This is a genomic window from Pseudomonas sp., assembly GCF_046581935.1.
GTDB lineage: Bacteria > Pseudomonadota > Gammaproteobacteria > Pseudomonadales > Pseudomonadaceae > Aquipseudomonas.
The window spans coordinates 348,677-366,805 of the sequence record NZ_JAYGFK010000003.1 but is presented as its reverse complement, the minus strand read 5'-3'; the positions used below and the strand labels follow the sequence as shown (position 1 = coordinate 366,805).

General features: G+C 60.2%; 17 protein-coding genes and 1 pseudogene. 1 reads left to right on the top strand and 17 read right to left on the bottom strand.

Going from position 1 to position 18,129, the window contains the following annotated elements:
• Positions 1-23: 23 nt before the first annotated feature.
• The 7 genes from VCA57_RS03685 to VCA57_RS03655 form a co-directional block, all read right to left on the bottom strand.
• On the bottom strand, positions 24-500 hold the full coding sequence (locus VCA57_RS03685; protein ID WP_411183601.1) for a MarR family winged helix-turn-helix transcriptional regulator: 477 nt from the start codon (positions 498-500) through the stop codon (positions 24-26).
• Between the two features lie 127 nt (positions 501-627).
• Positions 628-1,623, bottom strand: a complete 996-nt coding sequence (locus VCA57_RS03680) for a 3-hydroxybutyryl-CoA dehydrogenase (RefSeq protein ID WP_411183600.1) — start codon at positions 1,621-1,623, stop codon at positions 628-630.
• Positions 1,620-2,726, bottom strand: coding sequence for an NAD/NADP octopine/nopaline dehydrogenase family protein (locus VCA57_RS03675; RefSeq protein ID WP_411183599.1), 1,107 nt, complete (start codon positions 2,724-2,726; stop codon positions 1,620-1,622). The genes VCA57_RS03680 and VCA57_RS03675 overlap by 4 nt, the downstream gene beginning before the upstream one ends.
• A gap of 96 nt (positions 2,727-2,822) precedes the next feature.
• Positions 2,823-3,569, bottom strand: a complete 747-nt coding sequence (locus tag VCA57_RS03670; RefSeq protein WP_411183598.1) for an ABC transporter permease — start codon at positions 3,567-3,569, stop codon at positions 2,823-2,825.
• Positions 3,566-4,360 carry an ABC transporter permease gene (locus VCA57_RS03665; RefSeq protein ID WP_411183597.1) on the bottom strand — a complete coding sequence of 265 codons (795 nt, stop codon included), beginning with the start codon at positions 4,358-4,360 and terminating at the stop codon, positions 3,566-3,568. Before VCA57_RS03665 ends, VCA57_RS03670 begins: the two co-directional genes overlap by 4 nt.
• Entirely contained in the window at positions 4,357-5,148 is a 792-nt protein-coding gene (locus VCA57_RS03660) for an ABC transporter ATP-binding protein (RefSeq protein ID WP_411183596.1), read from the bottom strand. Before VCA57_RS03660 ends, VCA57_RS03665 begins: the two co-directional genes overlap by 4 nt.
• 15 nt (positions 5,149-5,163) lie before the next feature.
• The gene (locus VCA57_RS03655; protein WP_411183595.1) at positions 5,164-6,147 is read right to left on the bottom strand and encodes an ABC transporter substrate-binding protein; all 984 of its coding nucleotides are present in this window, start codon (positions 6,145-6,147) and stop codon (positions 5,164-5,166) included.
• 495 nt (positions 6,148-6,642) lie between these two features.
• On the opposite strand from VCA57_RS03655, the gene VCA57_RS03650 reads away from it, so the two are divergent.
• On the top strand, positions 6,643-7,617 hold the full coding sequence (locus VCA57_RS03650) for an AraC family transcriptional regulator (RefSeq protein ID WP_411183594.1): 975 nt from the start codon (positions 6,643-6,645) through the stop codon (positions 7,615-7,617).
• 6 nt (positions 7,618-7,623) lie between these two features.
• Here VCA57_RS03650 and VCA57_RS03645 read toward each other — a convergent pair whose 3' ends face one another.
• The 10 genes and pseudogenes from VCA57_RS03645 to VCA57_RS03600 all read right to left on the bottom strand — a co-directional run bounded on the left by VCA57_RS03645 (position 7,624) and on the right by VCA57_RS03600 (position 18,126).
• Positions 7,624-8,529 carry a ketopantoate reductase family protein gene (locus VCA57_RS03645; RefSeq protein ID WP_411183593.1) on the bottom strand — a complete coding sequence of 302 codons (906 nt, stop codon included), beginning with the start codon at positions 8,527-8,529 and terminating at the stop codon, positions 7,624-7,626.
• Positions 8,526-9,470: a transcriptional regulator FeaR gene (gene feaR / locus VCA57_RS03640; protein WP_411183669.1), complete on the bottom strand. Its 945-nt coding sequence runs from the start codon at positions 9,468-9,470 to the stop codon at positions 8,526-8,528. The genes VCA57_RS03645 and feaR overlap by 4 nt, the downstream gene beginning before the upstream one ends.
• 174 nt (positions 9,471-9,644) lie before the next feature.
• Positions 9,645-11,132 carry an aldehyde dehydrogenase family protein gene (locus tag VCA57_RS03635; protein WP_411183592.1) on the bottom strand — a complete coding sequence of 496 codons (1,488 nt, stop codon included), beginning with the start codon at positions 11,130-11,132 and terminating at the stop codon, positions 9,645-9,647.
• Positions 11,133-11,156: 24 nt separating this feature from the next.
• Positions 11,157-12,050, bottom strand: coding sequence for a transporter (locus tag VCA57_RS03630; protein WP_411183591.1), 894 nt, complete (start codon positions 12,048-12,050; stop codon positions 11,157-11,159).
• A gap of 75 nt (positions 12,051-12,125) precedes the next feature.
• Positions 12,126-13,823 carry a GMC family oxidoreductase gene (locus VCA57_RS03625; RefSeq protein ID WP_411183590.1) on the bottom strand — a complete coding sequence of 566 codons (1,698 nt, stop codon included), beginning with the start codon at positions 13,821-13,823 and terminating at the stop codon, positions 12,126-12,128.
• Between the two features lie 138 nt (positions 13,824-13,961).
• Positions 13,962-15,071, bottom strand: a complete 1,110-nt coding sequence (locus tag VCA57_RS03620) for a methyl-accepting chemotaxis protein (RefSeq protein WP_411183668.1) — start codon at positions 15,069-15,071, stop codon at positions 13,962-13,964.
• A gap of 111 nt (positions 15,072-15,182) precedes the next feature.
• Positions 15,183-15,521 (bottom strand): annotated as a pseudogene (locus VCA57_RS03615) (PAS domain-containing protein); the annotation flags it as partial.
• Positions 15,522-15,538: 17 nt separating this feature from the next.
• A complete protein-coding gene (locus tag VCA57_RS03610; protein ID WP_411183667.1) occupies positions 15,539-16,306 on the bottom strand; it encodes a class II aldolase/adducin family protein in 768 nt (255 codons plus the stop codon).
• Between the two features lie 13 nt (positions 16,307-16,319).
• Positions 16,320-17,312, bottom strand: a complete 993-nt coding sequence (locus VCA57_RS03605; protein ID WP_411183589.1) for a ketopantoate reductase family protein — start codon at positions 17,310-17,312, stop codon at positions 16,320-16,322.
• A gap of 52 nt (positions 17,313-17,364) precedes the next feature.
• Positions 17,365-18,126, bottom strand: a complete 762-nt coding sequence (locus VCA57_RS03600; protein WP_411183588.1) for an ABC transporter ATP-binding protein — start codon at positions 18,124-18,126, stop codon at positions 17,365-17,367.
• Positions 18,127-18,129: the final 3 nt, after the last annotated feature.

Sequence of the window (18,129 nt, the reverse complement as noted above, 5' to 3'; positions counted from 1 at the left end):
GGGCGGCGAGCTCTCGACGCTGATCAGTGCTCTGGCAGGTTGGCGAAGATACTCGCCAAGACCTGATTGAGTTTGCGCAGTTGAGCTTCGCTCAGGCCCTGGAAGCTTTTGTGGAATAACTCATCGGTAAGTTCATGCATGTCGAAAAACGCTTGGCGGCCTGCTGCCGTCAGACTGACTTGCGTGACGCGGCCATCTTGGGCGCTCTGACTGGTCTCCACCAGACCATCATCCTTCATGCGGTAGACGATCTTGGTAATGGTCGAAAGCTTGGCCACAGCATGTTCGGAAATCTCCGAAATGCTCGATTCATCGTTCTCGAAGAGAATATTCAGCACCCGCCAGCGCGGGATATCCAAGTCGATCCGCTTGAGCAGCTTCTCCATAGCCATGGTGTAGCGCCCGTACACACGTGCCAGCCAGTAGAAAGGAAACTCTTCCTTGTGAAAATCTTCGCTGGCAGGGTTGTAGCGGCTGCGGCGTTTCTTGGGAATGGACATGAAAGGAACTGCTTTGTGAAAGTCGACGGACAATCATAGACATTTCTACTAAATTCGGCACCCGCCGCGATGCCATCACAGCAAGCGCGATGGTGCGGCAGGTGCATGGATCTGTTTGGTCGGGTGGTCAGTAGTTGTTTTCCAACGCCTGATCGAAGCGTGCGCTAAGCCCTGTGGCATCGAGCAGGCGAAAGAATTCCTGCATGCGCTGCGCTTTGTAGGCATCGATATCCTGGCCGGTATAGTCGTAGAAACCCTGGCCGTCGCGCAGGCCGTTACGGCCGTTGGCCATATTGTCACGAACCACATCGGCACACTCGAAGCGCTCACCGAGCTGGCCGGACAGGTAGCGGGAAGCGTAGAACAAGATGTCGCCGCCGCCCCAGTCGATGAATTCGAGTAGGCCGAGTACGGCGAAGCGCAGACCAAAGCCGACGCGGATGGCTTTGTCGATGTCTTTTGCGCTGGCTACACCTTCCTCGACCATGCGCGCCGCCTCGTTCATCGCCTGGGCCTGGATGCGCGGGATGATGTAGCCGGGAGAGGCTGAGCAGACCACGGGTACCTTGCCGATACTCTGCAGCAGCTCGACCATGTCGCTAACCACGGCTTGATCGGTGATCTCGCTGCGGCTGATTTCCACCAGCGGTATGAGATCCGCGGGGTTCAGCCAGTGGGCATTGATGAAGCGCTGCGGTTCGTTGATGAACGTTGCCAGCTCACTGACCAGAAAGGTCGAGGTGGTAGAAGCCACCCGCGCATCGGCCGGAATGCAACCGCCTAGCCAGGCGAACAGCTCACGTTTCATGTCGAGCACTTCCGGTACGCCTTCAAACAGGTAGCGTGCCTCGGCCAGCGAGGCTTCGCAGCCCTCGCGCGACAACACCGTGAGGCGAGCCAGGGCAACCTGCACCTGCGTGTTGGTGAGACGACCGAGTTCGACCTTGGCCTGCAGTTCGCGGCTGACCGCATTGCGTACTTGAGCGGTATAGGAGAGGCCGTCCTCTGGGCTGCGCTGCTTCACGTCGATCAGCACAACCGGTAGACCGCCCTGGATGAAGGCCAGTGCCATGCCCTGGCCCATACGTCCGGCACCAATGATATGTACTTTTTTCATGTTCATGGCAGCGCTCCTTCTCGCAGCAGGTGCTGCATCTGCTCGCGAGACAGCTGTGCCAGGCCAAGATTTTCCAGGGTACGACCTTCGGCATAGAGGTCGCGCTCGGCTACAGCGGAGGCGATTGCCAGCAGCCCGGCAGCGATTGGCGTTGGCACGCCGGCCCAGCGCCCCACGGAAACTATTAGCGACAGGCCTAGGCGTGTGTCTTCGAGCATGTAGCGGTGGTGCTGCAGGTCGATGTCTTCGCGCCAGTCGCCGCTGTCGGTGAGTTTGCCGTGGGCGCCACGGCCGTACATCCATTCGTCGCCGTTGCTGGCGTAGTGATCAGCCAGTGGGAAGTGTGGCGCGCCATAGCCCAGGGCCTCGCGAACGGCCATGCGCTCAGCGTCCAGGTCGTTGGTGACCCGACGGATTGACGCTTGGGTGCCTTCGTTGTGGATATCCCAGCGCTCGAAGTGCTCCAGGGGGCCGGCATTCATCATGATCAGTGGCGGGTGGATGATCGGTCCGGCATTCATTAGCGCGCCAGACAGGCCATCTTCAATGGGCTCGACGCTTGGATAGGCCGCGCACAGTACGCTGAAGGCGTGCTCACTCAGGCGCGCCGGGAATACGCCGGTGGGCAGGCGTGTGGCATAGCAACTGATCACCAGTTCGGCCGGACCGTGTTTGCGAGCCAGATAGGGCAGGGTGCCGGTTTCGGCGAAGGCCACATCGGCCGAGTTGCCAGCGTCGCTCATGGCTTTGGCGAACAGGTAGCTGCCCAAAGTACCTGGTGGCAGGAACACCACCTGACCGTTCTGTAGCAGCGGTGCCAGTTCTTTAGCCATATCTTGGTGCGTGGTCGAAGGCAGTGGAATGACGATCAGTTCCACACCTTCGACGGCAGCAGCTAGTTGGTCCATGAGTTGCAGACCGCTGCTGTCGTCGCCCAGTGGTAGCAGGCGGGTGCCGCGAAAGTCCCTTACCTGAATGCCGCCCTGGTCACGGATTGCCACGAATGCCGCGCTATCACGCCGCCAGAAATTCACCTTATGCCCAGCTTCGCTCAGTTCTACGGCGGCTGCGTAGCAGCCATGCCCTCCACCCAGAACACAGATTTTCATGTTACGACTCCTTTTTTGGCAGCCGGCTCCCATCCACCGCATGAGTGGTAGAGAAGGGAGTCCGGCCTGATGCCGTTGGCGGTTAACGATCAGTCTTCAGGGCTGGCCCCGAAGCAGGTATTTGCGTGTGTACTGCAGCGTGACGTTAAGCAGCAGTCCGATTAGCGAAATAAGGATCAATGGCACGAACATGTCGACCATCTGGAACGAGCGGGCGGCCAGGCTGAGCAGATGGCCAAGACCATCAGTGGACAAGATCATCTCAGCCAGGAATACCGTCACGCAGGCGATCAGCAGGCTGATTCGGCAGCCGGTGAGGATCGCCGGCAAGGTCGCGGGCAGTACCACACGATAGAGGCTGGCGGTGCGCCCCGTTCCTGCCGCCCGCGCTGACCACAGCAGCTTGGGTTCCACCGAGCGTGCGCCGTGAAAGGTCGCCAGCAGAATAGGGAAAATAGCGTCAGCCACCACCAGGGCGATCTTGGACGCATGGTCGTAGCCGAAGATCAGCACGAAAGCCGGGTAGAAGGCTATCTTCGGAATCGGCGCGAGCACGCGGATCACCGTTTCCAGCAGGCCGCCGGCCACTCGGCTGGCCAGCAGGCCAATGGTTACGCCGAAGATCAGGGCGATGGCGAACCCACCGAGAAGTCGGATCAGGGTTTGCTGCAGGTGGAAGAGAAACTCCGCTTGCGGCAGCAATTGCGCCAGGCGCATGAGCACCGCACTCGGCGCAGGCAGCAGGTTGGCCGCCACCCAGCCGAGGCGGGTGCTCGTCTCCCAGGCCAGCGCCAACAGCAACAAGGGAATCAGAGGTAGTAAGGCATTGACGAGGCGTCTCATGAGGCCGCTCCACTGTGGCTGTCCTGGCGAGTTTCGGCCCAATGCGTCAGGCGGCGGCGTAGGCGCTCGAACAGCCAGTCGAGGAGGAAACCCAGGGTGGCGAGGATCAGGATCATGGCGTACACATCCGGGTACAGCGCCATGTCCATGGCATTGAAAAGCAGGTCACCTGCACCGGACTGACGAGCAATCATTTCCGAACTGATCATCACGATCAGCGCCATGGATAGGCCTACGCGGCAACCCAGCAGTACATCGGGCAAGGCTGCTGGCAGCACCACCTTGAACAACCGTGTTGGTGCCCCCATCCCCATTGCCGCTGCCGACCAGATCAGTTTTTCGTCCATGCTGCGGGCGCCGTGGTAGCTGTGGAACAGCAGTGGCAGGCTGACCCCGAGAAAAATCACCAGGATCTTCGACAGGTCACCAATACCGAACCAGAGCATCACCATGGGCATCAGTGCCGCCTTGGGAATCGGGTAGATCACGCTGAGCAGCGGGTTGAGCATGCGTGCCAGGGTTTCGCTGCGGCCCATGCACAGGCCAACGGGTACGGCGAACGCCAAGGCCAGGGCAATGCCGCAGGCCATACGCCGCAATGAGTCGCCGATACCACTCAGGGCCTGGCTGTCAGAGAGAATCACCGGTAACTGGCGCAAGGCTTCGCCAGCGGTGGGGAAACCGTCTAGCTGCATCCAGCGGGCAGTGATTTCCCACATCAGAAGGAGCGTCAGCACCACCAGCAGCGGGCCGAGCTTGCCGAACAGCTGATAATGACCAAGAGCCCTCATGCGCTGCAGGCCTCCAGGTGAACGTCTTCGATCAACTGCTCGAGGTAGACGATGTAGTCCTGGTAGCGACGGTTTACCAGCAGTTCGCTGCGTACCCGCGGCCGAGGCAAATCGATGTCGACGATTTCCTTGATCCGTCCAGGGGAGCGGGTCATCACCACCACGCGATCGGAAAGGAACACGGCTTCATCCACCCCGTGGGTAACGAACATCACCGTCTTGCGATCGCGCTCCCATATCTCCAGCAACTCGTTCTGCAGCACAGTGCGGGTGTGCGCATCCAGAGCGCCGAAGGGTTCGTCCATAAGCAGGATCGCCGGGTCGTAGGCCAGGGTGCGGGCGATGGCCGCGCGCTGGCGCATGCCACCGGAAAGCTCCTTGGGATAGAAGTCGGCGTACTCCGCCAGATTGACCTTGCTCAGCAGGGCCATCGCCCGCTCACGGGCCTCACGCCGCCCGACGCCCTGTTCACGCAGGCCATACATGACGTTACCGATCACAGTTTTCCAGGGGAACAGGGCGAACTCCTGAAACACCGGGCCGCGATCGGGGCCAGGCCCGCTGATGGTCTTGCCCTGTGCGACCAGAACACCGGAGCTCTGCTCGACGAAACCGCCGAGCATGTACAGCAGGGTCGACTTGCCGCAGCCGGAGGGGCCGAGGATGGACACGAACTCGCCCTCGCGGATCTCCAGGTTGATATCGTCGAGTGCCATATGGGTGTGGCGGTCGGCGGTGTAGAAGGATTTGCACAGCTTGCTGATGCTAATCATGTTCTGGCTGGTCATGCCTTCATTCTCCCTTCAGGGCTGCAGCAGCACGGTGGGACGAAACTGATCAGCCTGTAGAGGGGCTTTCAGTAGACCGATTTCCAGGTACTGGTCGAACATCTTCTGTATGCCGGCAAAGTCCGGTTGCGCCTGCGGGTCACGGGCGAAGTCGTTTTCCTTAAGCAGGTATTGATCGAGCAGAGCGGTGGGCGCTCGGGTCACCTCGGACACCACCTCTATGGTTTGCGCTCGGTCGGCCTGCAACAGGCTCATGGCTTTCTGCAGATCCTTCATGTAGTGCTTGGCCAGTGCGGGATTGGCATCGACGAAGTCTTTGCGGCACACCTCGAGCAGGTGCACGGTGTTGGGCATCAGATCGGATAGAGCAAATAGCTTGCGTACACCGCCCTTGGCTTCGGCCTTCACCGCGAAGGGTTGATTCATCACCGCAGCATCTATACGGCCGGCGCGCAGAGCGGCTTCGGAGCCAGGGAAGCCGGTTTCTACCAGTTTGATGTCCTTGGCAGGGTCGAGCCCGTGATGCTTGAGCAGCATTGCCATCTGGCCGTAGGAACCTGAACCGTAGACGTTGACGCCGACGGTCTTGCCTTTGAGGTCGGCGATGCTCTTGATCGGCGAGTCTTCTTGCACGGCCCAGTACAGCGAGAACGAGCCCGGGGCCTCGGCCACATGCTGGGCGATCACATAAGCCTGTAGGCCGTTGGACAATGCGCCCTGGCCAAGCGAAAGCGGGGCTTGAGATGAACAGTCGAGTGCGCCCGCGAGCATTGCCTGGACCATCGGCGCGGTACCTTGGAACTGCGTCCATTCGATACGGTACGACTTGCCCAGTTCGGGGAACGCGTCGGCGCGGCGCATCATCCAGTACTTCATTTCTTCGGCTGGTATCGACCAGCCGACACGGATGGTCGGTAGGTCATCGGCGCTTGCCGGGTTGCCAAACCCCAGCACGGCTGCGCAGGTGAGTAACTGTAGAGAGCGAGTGAACGTCTTCATGCTGTCATCTCCGGTTGCCATCGATCAGGGACGGTGAGCGCCAGGCCGCTACGAATGTGCGCAGCTGGCATGTGTGCTTGGTCCGATTCTAGGTAGGGGGGCAGGCAGGCGCTGACCGAAACACGCAAGCGTGATTCGCCAGGCGCAACTCAATGAATCGGTAGCGCGGCTGTCACCCTATGTGACGCATTGCGGTACGGGCAGGTCGAGCAACTGTCTGTTTTGGTGCGCTAGAACGAGGTGTTCGAGATGGCCGCCCAGCCATGCGGGTCTAGGCGTCAAGGCCTACGGGGGGCTATCTAATTGACTGTCAGAAGGCCGTGCTCGGTATGGATATTGCTTTCTTATTCACGTGAATTATTGATCGTAATCCGATGTCCTGGTTGCGATCAGTCATCGAAGATTAGGGTCTGTTGGCGTTTCAGTACGGCTGCGCCGGCCTGGCCCTGCGGCTTACGCTGAAACGTCAACAGACCCTACGTGGATGTACGACATATGTTCGATCACTTGCGGCATCACAAACTCATGAGTTCCGGCGGCTTTAAGGAGGTCAAGGATGCGGTCAGCCGCTGCCTTTGGCCGCACCACATGAACATGCCCGCGGGAGAATCGTTGAACTCCGAGTTGTACGGCGTATTTTTCGGCGATGCGGCCTTGTTTGATCTGCACTATGGCGCCAGCGTCGAGATCGATGCCGGTGACATCGAGCGCTTTTATCTAGTGCGTATCACCCTAGAAGGGAGTGGCCTGATTCGCCTTGGCCAGCACAGTGCAGTGCTGCAACGTGGCGGCCTGACCGTCTCGTCGCCGTCACAGCACAGCTACATTCGTACCGACCGCGATTGCCGCAGTCTGATTCTGCGGGTCGCTCGTGATGCTATGGAACGGCAGTTGCAACACCTGCTGGATCGACCATTGAGCCGGCCTTTGGTGTTCGATATCAGTGTCGAACCCGACCATCCAGGGTTGCTGGTGATCAGTCAGACCCTCGACTACATCTGCGGTCTTTGCCAGCACTGTGAACCCGAGACCCAGCCTGCGGTGTTCGGTACGGCGCTGTCGGACTATCTAGTCTCGGTGTTGTTGACTCAATTGCCGCACAACTACCATGCCGAACTATACGACGAGCAGCGCAGACCTTTGCCATCTCATGTGCGGCGTGTTCGCGATTACATCGAAGCCCATCTGGAGCAGCCGCTACCGCTGCTGCAACTGGCTGAGGTCGGGGGTGTCTCGGTGCGCACTCTGCAGAACGGCTTCGCTCAGTTTCTCGGCCAGAGTCCCAGCGACTACCTGAGGAGTCGGCGTCTGGCACGGGTTCACGCAGCGTTGCAGCAGGCTGGCAGTTGTGACAGTGTCACCGATATTCTGCTGCGCCATGGCATCGGCAGCTTTGGTCACTTCGCTGTGTTGTACCGCAAGCGCTACGGTTGCCTGCCTTCCCAGACCCTACGCCGGGGTGCAGCCTGAAACCATTTATTCGCCCAGGCGCACCAGGCGATAGAGGGTTTCCAGAACCGGCGTGCTCAGTTGGTGGTAGCGTGCGTGCTGCAGTAACGCGCCATTGATTGATTCGATTTCGCTGGGTCTTCCGGCTTGGCGATCCTGCAGCATCGAGGGGCGGTGTTCAGCCTGCTCGGCATACACCAAGCGCATGCGTGCGCGAACGCGCTCACTGTCGAAAGCGATGCCCGTGGCCATGGCGATGCGCTGGCTTTCGTCGATCACCTGCTCGGCCAGCCAGCGGCCATCTTCGCTCGCGCCTATCACGCCAACTGGCTTCCCGATCAGCACACACAAGGCATTGAGGGCCGCATTGAACGCGACCTTTTCCCAGATGGCTGTTTGCACCGCTGCATCCGCAGCGCAGTCAAAACCAGCGTCGTTCAGTAGCTTGCTGATCGCTTGTAGTTGGACGCACGAGTCACCTTGGTAGCGCCACAGTCGTATTTTGCCGCTGTCGCTTGCGTGCACGACGCCTGGTGCCGCGAGGTCTGCCGGTACGTCGGTCATGCCGATCAGGACACGCTCGGCGGATACCGTTTCGATGATGCACTCGGCATTGCCCAGGCCGTTCTGCAGGGTTAGCAACCAGCTGTGCGGGCCGATCAGGTGACGTACCGAAGCGATCGCTGCTCGGGTGTGCATACCTTTGGTGAAGACCATCAGTAGGTCGAATGGTCCTTGGGTGTCTTTGGCCAGTGCAATGGGCAGCCTGACCTGGTGCTGGCGTTCACCGAGATGCAGGTGCAGGCCGTGCTCAGTGATCGCCATGATGTTGGTTGTGTCGACCTCGACCAAGCTGACTCGCGCGCCACCAAGTACCAGGCGTGCGGCGAACAAACAGCCCATGGCACCGGCACCGATGATGGCAATGTTCATGGGCGTCCTTGGTTATTTTGCGCGCTGATCGTGCCCATGGCGTTTGCGCGGTAATCCTTGGGCGGCATGCTGTAGTGGCGCTTGAATACCCGGGAAAAGTGCGCTGAGTCGGTAAACCCCCACTTGTAGGCGATGGTGGTGATTGGCAGGGCATTATCACCGCTCTGAGCCAAATCTCGTGCGGCGCAATGTAGACGTTGGCGCTGGATGTAGCGGCCAATGCTGTCACCATCGAGTTCGAACTGACGGTAGAGCTGGCGTACTGAAATGTTCAGCCTCGCGGCCAGTTCGGTTGGTGTCGGTGGTGCCAGCAGCGTTTTGTTGATCATCCGTTCTGCGAGTCGCCGTAGGGGGCGGCCGGTATCCGGCACATCATCAGCATGCAAGGAGGGTTGCAGCAAACTGATCAGGGCGTCCTGCAATGCTGCGCCATGAGATTGGCCCGCGCCCAGATTCATTTCCCCAGCGCTGATCTGCTGCAACATGCCGTGGAGCAAACGCCCACTCAGGCCGCTCTGTTCGATTGTGCCGAAGCGCCGGGCGTGTGCAGGTAGGAGCCGATCGACGGCGTCACGGCAGAGGTGGATAGACAGTTGTGCGATCAACCCATTAGGTTGCATTTCGAACGCTTCGGCAGAGTCGAGCAGGGCCATATCGCCTGGGTGCAAGTTAAATGTTTGCGCGCTGCGGTTGATCACCATGCTGCCTGCGCGCTGCAAGACGAGAAAATAAAATCGATCATCGCCACGGCTTGCGCTGCCGCGTTCGCGGCGAATCGACTGGGCGTTTACCTGAATATCCGCCAGGTTCAGATCACCCAATTGATGGTGCTGTATATCGCCTATGAAATTGTCCGTATGAGTGCAGCGTTGGGTGATAAATCGCCCACACACGGCATGTACTGAATGATTCCAGTGGTCGAAATCGTGGAGGTTTTGCACACTCACAAGGCACCTCGAAGGGCTTTCTAATAGTTTTGGTGCGCAATTGGGATGATTTTGCACACATGACTAATCACGGGAAAATTCAAGCATTTCTCGCGCCAGAAACGAGTGTGGTGTTGTGCGTTTTTGAGCGGGCTGAAGCAGGGCCGGAAAGCCGGCCCTAAAGGCGGTTCAGTAGCGGATCATCACTGACTTGAGTTCGGTGTAATCATCGACAAATGCGCTGCCGAATTCGCGGCCTGTACCCGATGCCTTGATGCCGCCGAAGGGTACTGACGGATCGAGAAAGGTGTGCATGTTGATGTAGACCGTGCCGGCCTCGATCTGCGGGATCAGGCGCAGTGCCCGGGACAGGTCGTTGGTCCAGATGCTGGCAGTAAGGCCGAATGGCGAGTCGTTCATCAGGCCAGGCAGTTCTTCGACATCGTCATATGGCAGCACACATATTAGTGGGCCGAAGGTTTCCTCGTGCAACAGGCGATCCTTGGCGCTGCTTGCGAGTACCAGCGTTGGCTCAACAAAGTAACCGGGGCGTTCAATCGCGTTGCCGCCGCAGACGATGCGGCTTTCCTCGCGGGCCAGGTCGAAGAATTGCACCATCTTGTCGAGTTGCGGCTTATTGGCCAGAGGTCCGAATTGGACGCTCTCATCAAGGGGAGAGCCAATGCTCATGCCTTTCAATGCGGTGCTGAATTTCTCGAGGGTCTCGTCGAGGCGCGAGCGCGGTACATAGAGCCGTTCCGGGGCAGCGCAGACCTGACCCTGGTGCACGTAACCGGTTTGGATAAGGCCGCCAATGGCTGCGTCGAGGTCGACGTCTGGCAGCAGTGCCGCGGCATTTTTGCCTCCCAGTTCCAGGGTTACTCGGGTGAGATTGGCGGCCATTGCCGCCTGGCCAACTTTTAGCCCGGTCGGCACCGAGCCGGTGAACGAAACTTTGGCTACCAACGGGTGGTTGACCAATTGTGCGCCGACTTCGCCGGTGCCGTTGACGATGTTCAACACGCCGGCCGGCACACCAGCTTCCATCGCCAGCTCGGCCAGGCGCAGCAACGTCAGTGGGGTGAATTCACTGGGTTTGAGCACCAGCGTACAACCGGTGACCAGGGCAGCGGCGATCTTCCATACACCGATCATTACCGAAAAATTCCACGGCACGATACCGGCCACCACGCCCACCGGCTCACGACGGGTGAAGGCGGTGTACTGCTCGCCGGACATCGACGGGAAAGAGGGGGACATTGTCTCGCCGTTGATCTTGGTCGCCCAGCCGGCGTAGTAGCGTAGGAACACCGCGCTTTGGCCGACTTCGAACATCCGCGATAGATGGATGGATTTGCCTGAGCAGAGGGTTTCCAGTTGGGCCAGTTCTTCGCTGTTAGCTTCGAGCAGATCGGCCAGACGGTTGAGGATGACCCCGCGCTGATAGGGCAAGGTCGCGGCCCAGCTGCCTTTAAAGGCGCGGTGTGCTGCACTGACGGCGGCTTCAACGTCAGCAGTATCAGCGGCGGTTACTTGGGCAATGGCTTCGCCGTTAGCTGGATTGATGATCGAGATACGCCTATCGGCGGCGCTAGAGCGGTAAGCACCGTCGATGAAATGGGCATGTTGGCGCTGTAGGAACGCCTGCACCTGAGGAAGTATTTGGATGTCGCTCATGGGGTGACTCCTGGCAGATAAAAATCAAAGAGGGATGGCAACGTTCAACCAAAACTTATCGCCTTGCGGACGGTTCACTACGTCGAATTCGTGCTGGTAGCGGCCCTGGATGTTCAAGCCCGAGGCCGTTGTATAGGTGAGTTGCGGGCCCAGTGCGGTGGCGCGGCCTTTGAAGTCGCCAAGTACCGCCCCTTCGCCGCTGTCGCCACTTACCTGTCTGTAGGCGTAGCCACCGATACCTACGGCCCAGTTGCCGAAGTGCTTGGCGGCAACGAAGTCTGTATGCACCTCGTTGCCGGAACGGTAATTGGTGTCACGGTTCTCGTAGTTGTGGTCAAACATGGTCTTCATCGAGAACTCGTAACCTTGCGGGTTGCGGTAGGTGAAGGCGAACAGCGGTTCGACCGTGGCGTAATTACGCCCGATGTTAGCCAGCTCGTTCTTGTCGTAGCGGCCGGTTGGCAGGTACAGGTCAACGGCGGCAATCCAGTGCCAGTTACCGGCGTGCCAGCCGACTGCCAGCGGACTGAAAATGAAGTCGCCCATGCCGGCGCGATCCTGGCGGCCGCCTGCTCCCATGTTGACGTCCACATCGGCCGCGACCAGGAAGGCGTGCATCGCCCAGTCGCCACCGAGGATCTTTTTGTCGGTGACATGGATGGCCCGCAGGATGGTAGCGGCGGTATTGACCTTGAAGTCGTCGAACGCCGGATTCGCGTTAGCGAATTTGTCGGCGGTGTAATAGGTGTTGTAGCTGACTAGGTAGCTGCCTGGCGGCGGCATGGCGCCGGTCATGAAGCCTTCACTGCCATTGGCGTAGGCACCGCCACCGCCTTCAGTGGCCCGTGCGCTCTGTCCTAGGGCGAGCAGGGCAAGTGAGATGGCAGTAATCAGGTAACGCTGCTGAAAGAAACGCATGGGTGATCCTCGATCCGATTTCTGGGCGTGCGGGAGCCCCTGGCGCGGTATGCGCGCCAAGGCGGGAAAGGTCGATCAGGAGCGGCTGGGTTCGATGAGTAACTGCGGTGTGCCAATCAGCGCATCGAGGCCCAGCGTTTGCTCGTGTGGTGCGCTTAGCGTTAGAGGGGCCTTGCCGAGGATGAAATCGGCACCGCGTTCGCCCAGCATGATTGCCGGCGCGTTGGTGTTGCCGCTGGCGATCTGCGGGCACACGGAGAGGTCGACTACCCGCAGGTTCGGCACGCCATGCACACGCATCTGTAGGTCGACCACCGAGCTGCTCGGGTCAATACCCAGGCAACAGGTGCCGCCAGGGTGGTAGACCGTCTTGATCGCCTGGCGCACGAACGTCTCGATGCCGGCAGTGTCCTGCCAGTCGATATTCTCGGGCGCGGTGATCTTCTTGATCAGGCTCTTCAGCGCCGGTTGCTGCATCAGCTTGAGGCCGGTTTGCACGGCACGTATCTGCCCTTGCAGGTCATCTTCGTCGCCCAGATAGTTGGGGTCGATTAACGGCATGTCCGCCGGGTCGGTGCTGCGCAGACGCACTTCGCCGCGGGCTTTGGGGCGTAGATGGCCGACCTTTACTGTAAGACCGTGCTCGGCGGCGGGCGGGGCTTCACCGGGGGTGTTGTCGAAATTGTCCATCACCGGCAGGAACATGAACTGGATGTCTGGCCGGCCGGCGCCCTGGGTATCGATGAAGCCGCCGCCTTCGAGGATGTTGCTGGTCAGCAGGCCGCTGCGAAAAGCCAGCCACTGGAGCATGTGCTTGATGCCGCGCAGGCCCTTGTCTTCGCCGAGGATGCTGTTCTGTTCGTGGGTGGTAGCGTTTAGCGACAGGTGCAGGTGGTCATGGAAGTTTTTGCCCACCGGCAGATCGATCAGAGTCTCGATACCGAGGCTGGATAGATGTTCCTTTGGCCCTATGCCTGAGAGCATGAGAATCTTCGGGCTGCCGAAAGCGCCGGCGCTGAGGATCACTTCCTTGCGAGCGCACACGGTGATCGGCGCGCCATTCTTCTCGCTGAACTTCACTCCGGTGGCGCGGCCGTTCTCAACGATCACCTTGTGCGCCAAGGCGTCGGTTACTACGGTCAGCTTACTGCTGTCGCGCACCGCTTTCAGGTAGGTGCGCGCGGTGCTGGCGCGGGCACCATTACGCGTGGTGGTCTGGTAGAAACCGACCCCTTCCTGGGACGCGCCATTGAAATCGTTAATGTAGGGCAAGCCCATCTCTTGGCCCGCGCTTACGAAGGCCATGGTCATCGGGTGGCGGTAGCGGTTCTCACTGACTGGCAGTGGGCCGTCTTGGCTGTGGAATTCACCGCTCAGGCTCTCGTTGGCTTCTGCCTTTTTGAAGTAGGGCAAGACATCGCGATAACCCCAGCCCGGGCAGTTCCAGTCACTTACCCAGTCGTCGTAATCCTCATGCTGGCCACGTATGTAGATCATCCCATTGACCGAGCTACCACCGCCGAGCACCTTGCCCTGGGCAATGATCATTTCGCGGTCGTTACAGTGTTTCTGCGGCACGGTCATGTACGGCCAGGACTTCTGCTGGAATACCTGAACCACAGTGGCCGGCATGGTATGGAAGGGGCTGCTGTCCTTGCCTCCGGCCTCAAGCAGCAGCACGCTGCCAGCATTCTGCTGGATCAGCCTGGCTGCAACCACGCAGCCGGCCGAGCCGGCGCCTATCACGATGTAATCGTATTCCTGAGTGGACATGGGGTGGCCTCGCTAATGTCCCGAAGGGATCGTTATGAGGCTCTATTCAAGCCTTTGCGGGCGATAGGAAATTGATCGTGGTGGCCAGGTTGTTGTACGTGCTTGCCAGATTTTTCCGAACATCTAGCTGTAGCGAGCTCAGCCCTTGAGGAAACGCTGCGCCAGGCTCAATTGCGATTCGGCCAACTGGTGCAGCGTCTGGCTGATCTCGGTGGTGCGTCCGGCCTGCTGGCTGGTGCGCTCGGTGAAGCCGGCGATCTCGGTGATCTGCTGGTTGATCTGCTCGGCTACCTGACCTTGTTGCTCGATGGCGGCGGCCATCTGCAGGCTCATGCCGCTGATCTGGCCGACTTCCTCGCAGATGCGTACCAGTGCCTGGCTCGTTTGCTGCACATCTGCGCTGGCGCGTAACGCGGCCAGTTCGCCCCTTTTTGCGGTTGCCAAGGCGTTGCTGCTACCACTGCGCAGGCTTTCGATGGAGCGCTGGATTTCATGAGTCGAATCACGGGTGCGTGAGGCGAGGCTGCGTACTTCGTCGGCGACCACGGCGAAACCCCGGCCAGACTCACCAGCGCGGGCGGCTTCGATAGCGGCGTTGAGGGCCAGCAGGTTGGTCTGTTCGGCAATGCTCTGGATCACGCTGGCGATACCGCCAATGGACTCAATGGCTTCGGCCAGGTTACCGACGGCGCTGCCGATTTCCTCCACTGAGGTATGCATGGTCTGAGTGGAGTTCTGGCTGTCGTCCGACAGGCGTTCGCCGTCGCGGGCCAACTGGTCGGCGTTTTGCGCCGCTTGGGCGGTGCTCTGCAGGTTGCGTGAAAGCTCTTGGATGGTGGCGCTCATCTGGTTGATGGCCGCCGCAGTCTGTTCGGTCTCGCGTACCTGTCTGTCCAGTTGTTCGGCGGCGCTCTCCACCACTTCGGCTGAGGTATGTGCCTGCTGGCGCAGTACCTCGCTGTTGATGCAGATACGCGACATCACCGTAGTCATGCGCGCGCGTTGGCTGTTCAGGGCCATTACCAGCAAGGCACTGCTATCGGCGTGGTGGCTATGCAGTGGTGCCAGTAGCTGCTCGCTGTAGATTTCCCGGTACTGACCAAGGATGTTGCGGGTCAAGCGGCGCTGACGCAGGGCTGGTTGTAGCCCGGCCAGCAGCAGCGTGAATAGCCCCAGCAAGCCTGTGGCCAGGGGCAGTTGCGCAGTGATGATGGCAGCCAGTACGAGCAGCCCAAGACCCAGTTGCAAGCCATGGCTTGCGAGCAACGCGGTGCAGCGCTGGCTTGGTGTCCATGGCGATTGACCACGGCTGAGGCGGGCATAGAGCGCGCTGGCGGCCAGTGTTTCTTCGCGGCTGATCGGCTGGTAAACGGTGCCGAGCGCCGACAGTTTGCCGTTATCGAACAGCGGTACTACATAGAGGGTGTGCCAGTAATGCTCGCCCTGCCGGTGCCGGCCCATGACTGGGCCCGTCCAAGGTACGCCGGCATGCAGTGCCCGCCACATGCTGTCGATGACCACGGCAGGCATGCGCGGGTCATTGATCTGCTCGTGGGGCTTACCGATCAGCTCGTCCTCGCGTAGGCCGCACATCCGCAGGTAGGCCGCATTGCAACTGAGCAGCACGCCCTGTGGATCGAGACGCGAAATCGGCGGTTCGTCGAAGTGCAGGAGGTTGGGGTGGACGGCGGCATTCATGGCACGATTCCTCGTGGTTACCAGGGCAGTACGCGCTCGGCGCGCATTTTGCGCACCATGGCGTCATAGAACTTGGTGGCGAAGCCACTCTCGCGGATCAGCATGGCGGTGAGGTTGGCGCATCTTTCGGCGATACCGTCTTCAAGCGGATTGTCTTCACCGCCCAACGCCCCGGCGGCACACTGGTTCTCGGCGGCGCGTTGCACCGTCCAGAGTAGGAAGAAGGCTTTCTCGATGCTGCTCTCGCCGACCGCGATACCGTGATTGCGTAGCACCAGAATGTGCTTGTCGCCGAGGCTTTCGATCATCCGCGTCTTCTCGTCTTCGAACAGGGTGATGCCTTCGAAGGTGTGGTAACCGATGCGCCCGTAAAGTTGTGCGCCGTAGAAGTCGTCATGGGTGAAGCCGCGCTTCTTTTGCACCACCGCGGAGATCGGCGTGGTGTGGGTGTGAAGAATGCATTGAATATCGTCGCGCGCGCCGTGTACGGCGCTGTGCAGAGCGAAGCCAGCGGGGTTGCCGTCGTAGGGCGACTCGTCGAGCTTATTGCCGTGCAGGTCGACCTTGAGCAGGTTGGCTGGGGTGACTTCGCTGTAGTTCAGGCCGAACGGATTGACCAGATAGTGGTGGGCCGGCCCAGGTAGGCGCGCGGAAATGTGATTGAAGATGGTCTCGGTCCAGCCGAAGTAGTCGACTAGGTGGTAGCAGTGGGCGAGCTTGATGCGCAGTGCCCATTCATCGTCGCTGCAGTGAGTGGGCTTGCTGAGGTCGGTCATGGCGTTCATGGCAAAGTCTCTGTCAGTGTGCATGGATCTGGGCACCGCGAAAGCGCGCCAGAGTGAGGATGTCTTGGGTGGTGGGCATGGCAAGTCCTTGGTAGCCCGCCAGCTCGATTACCGCGTCACCGATGGCGGCCAGTTCCAGTGGCCGGCCGTGTTCGTAGTCTTGCAGCATGGAGGTGCGCACCGGCCCCATACCGGCACCCAGTTCCATGAAGGTTTGCGGATCAAAGTTGATGCGTGCGCCATAGGCCGCTGCGGTGAGCAGGGTTTCCTGGAGGATCTTGGCAACCACGGTTTTCAATTCGGTCTTGCCGTACAGTTCTTCCAGGGTCGCGCCAGTAACCACCGATAGCGGATTGGAGCTGAGGTTGGCGATGATCTTGGTCCACAGCTGATCGCGGATGCGCTCGGTAGCACGGGCCTCGATACCGCTGTGAGCGATCAGTGCACGTACCCATTCCAGGCGCTCACTCATCTGCTCGTTCGGTTCGCCGAGAATCATCAGGTGCGGGTTATTGGAGCGTGCTACGCCGGGGCACTCGGTTTCAGCGGTGATAAACACCACACAGCCCAGTACCTGATCCACGTTCAGTGCTGCGCTCAGCACGCCGTCTGGATCCACCGCCTGCACCTGGCGTTCGGCGAAGCGTCCCGCGACACCGTGGAAGTACCACCAAGGCACGCCATTGACCACCGGGACCACGACGGTCTGCGGGCCGATCAGTGGTGCGAGACTGGGCAGCAGATTGGCGAGTGCTGGGGCTTTGGTGCAAACGAACAGCAGATCCTGTTCACCCAATGTGTTGCAGTCGTCGCTGGCGTTTACCCGGGCGTGATGTTCGCCATCCAGGTCGGTCAGGTGTACGCCGTTTTCGCAGAGCGCTGCGAGTGTGTTGCCACGGGCCAGCATACTTACCGATTGGCCTGCGACAGCCAGGCGTGCCGCCAGGGTGCAGCCGATGGCACCGGCACCAACAATGCACAGGCGTGGAGGGGTCGAGCGAGCCATGAGGCTTTCTCCTTGCAAATAGATAGCGCCCACAGCGCAGGCGCGTGGTGGCTCAGGTCGCGAGCATTTCCTGGTGTTTGCTGGCCAGGCCGAGGTAGGCCTCGATTACCCGCGGATCGTCGGCCAGTTCGGCGGCCGGGCCCTGCATGGCGATCTGTCCGGTTTCCAACACGTAGGCATAGTCGGCTACCCGCAACGCGGCGCGGGCGTTCTGCTCCACCAGCAGGATTGATACTCCCTGACGGCGCAGGTCGGCGATGATGCGGAAGATCTCGCGGGTGATCAGCGGCGCTAGCCCCAGGCTCGGTTCGTCGAGCATCAGCAACTTGGGCTTGGCCATCAGCGCACGGCCCACGGCGAGCATCTGCCGCTCGCCGCCGGAAAGGGTCGACGACTCTTGTTTGCGTCGTTCGAACAGGCGCGGGAACAGGCTGTAAATTTCCTGGAGGGTGCCGTCTAGGTACTTATCGCCTTTGCGGTAGCGCATAAAACCGCCGAGACGTAGGTTGTCCTCGACGCTCATGCTGCCGAACAGCTCGCGCTTTTCCGGCACTAGGCCCAGACCGCGCCCGACCAGCACTTCGACTTCCGGTACGGCTTCCAGAGTACCGTCGAAGTTGACCTGGCCCTTGGAGCCAAGCACGCCCATGATCGCCGAGAGTAGGGTGGTTTTGCCGGCACCGTTGGGGCCGATCACGGTGACGATCTGGCCTTCGCCGACGGTCAGGCTGGCATTGCTTAGCGCCTCCACCTTGCCATAGGCCACGCTGAGGTTTTTCACTTCGAGCAGGGTGTTGCGAGGTTGATTGCTCATGGT

Excerpts from the sequence above, each read along its gene's own strand:
- VCA57_RS03685 (WP_411183601.1), bottom strand. The coding sequence starts at position 500 with ATGTCCATTCCCAAGAAACGCCGCAGCCGCTACAACCCTGCCAGCGAA.
- VCA57_RS03680 (WP_411183600.1), bottom strand. The coding sequence starts at position 1,623 with ATGAACATGAAAAAAGTACATATCATTGGTGCCGGACGTATGGGCCAG.
- VCA57_RS03675 (WP_411183599.1), bottom strand. The coding sequence starts at position 2,726 with ATGAAAATCTGTGTTCTGGGTGGAGGGCATGGCTGCTACGCAGCCGCC.
- VCA57_RS03670 (WP_411183598.1), bottom strand. The coding sequence starts at position 3,569 with ATGAGACGCCTCGTCAATGCCTTACTACCTCTGATTCCCTTGTTGCTG.
- VCA57_RS03665 (WP_411183597.1), bottom strand. The coding sequence starts at position 4,360 with ATGAGGGCTCTTGGTCATTATCAGCTGTTCGGCAAGCTCGGCCCGCTG.
- VCA57_RS03660 (WP_411183596.1), bottom strand. The coding sequence starts at position 5,148 with ATGACCAGCCAGAACATGATTAGCATCAGCAAGCTGTGCAAATCCTTC.
- VCA57_RS03655 (WP_411183595.1), bottom strand. The coding sequence starts at position 6,147 with ATGAAGACGTTCACTCGCTCTCTACAGTTACTCACCTGCGCAGCCGTG.
- VCA57_RS03650 (WP_411183594.1), top strand. The coding sequence starts at position 6,643 with ATGTTCGATCACTTGCGGCATCACAAACTCATGAGTTCCGGCGGCTTT.
- VCA57_RS03645 (WP_411183593.1), bottom strand. The coding sequence starts at position 8,529 with ATGAACATTGCCATCATCGGTGCCGGTGCCATGGGCTGTTTGTTCGCC.
- VCA57_RS03635 (WP_411183592.1), bottom strand. The coding sequence starts at position 11,132 with ATGAGCGACATCCAAATACTTCCTCAGGTGCAGGCGTTCCTACAGCGC.
- VCA57_RS03630 (WP_411183591.1), bottom strand. The coding sequence starts at position 12,050 with ATGCGTTTCTTTCAGCAGCGTTACCTGATTACTGCCATCTCACTTGCC.
- VCA57_RS03625 (WP_411183590.1), bottom strand. The coding sequence starts at position 13,823 with ATGTCCACTCAGGAATACGATTACATCGTGATAGGCGCCGGCTCGGCC.
- VCA57_RS03610 (WP_411183667.1), bottom strand. The coding sequence starts at position 16,306 with ATGAACGCCATGACCGACCTCAGCAAGCCCACTCACTGCAGCGACGAT.
- VCA57_RS03605 (WP_411183589.1), bottom strand. The coding sequence starts at position 17,312 with ATGGCTCGCTCGACCCCTCCACGCCTGTGCATTGTTGGTGCCGGTGCC.
- VCA57_RS03600 (WP_411183588.1), bottom strand. The coding sequence starts at position 18,126 with ATGAGCAATCAACCTCGCAACACCCTGCTCGAAGTGAAAAACCTCAGC.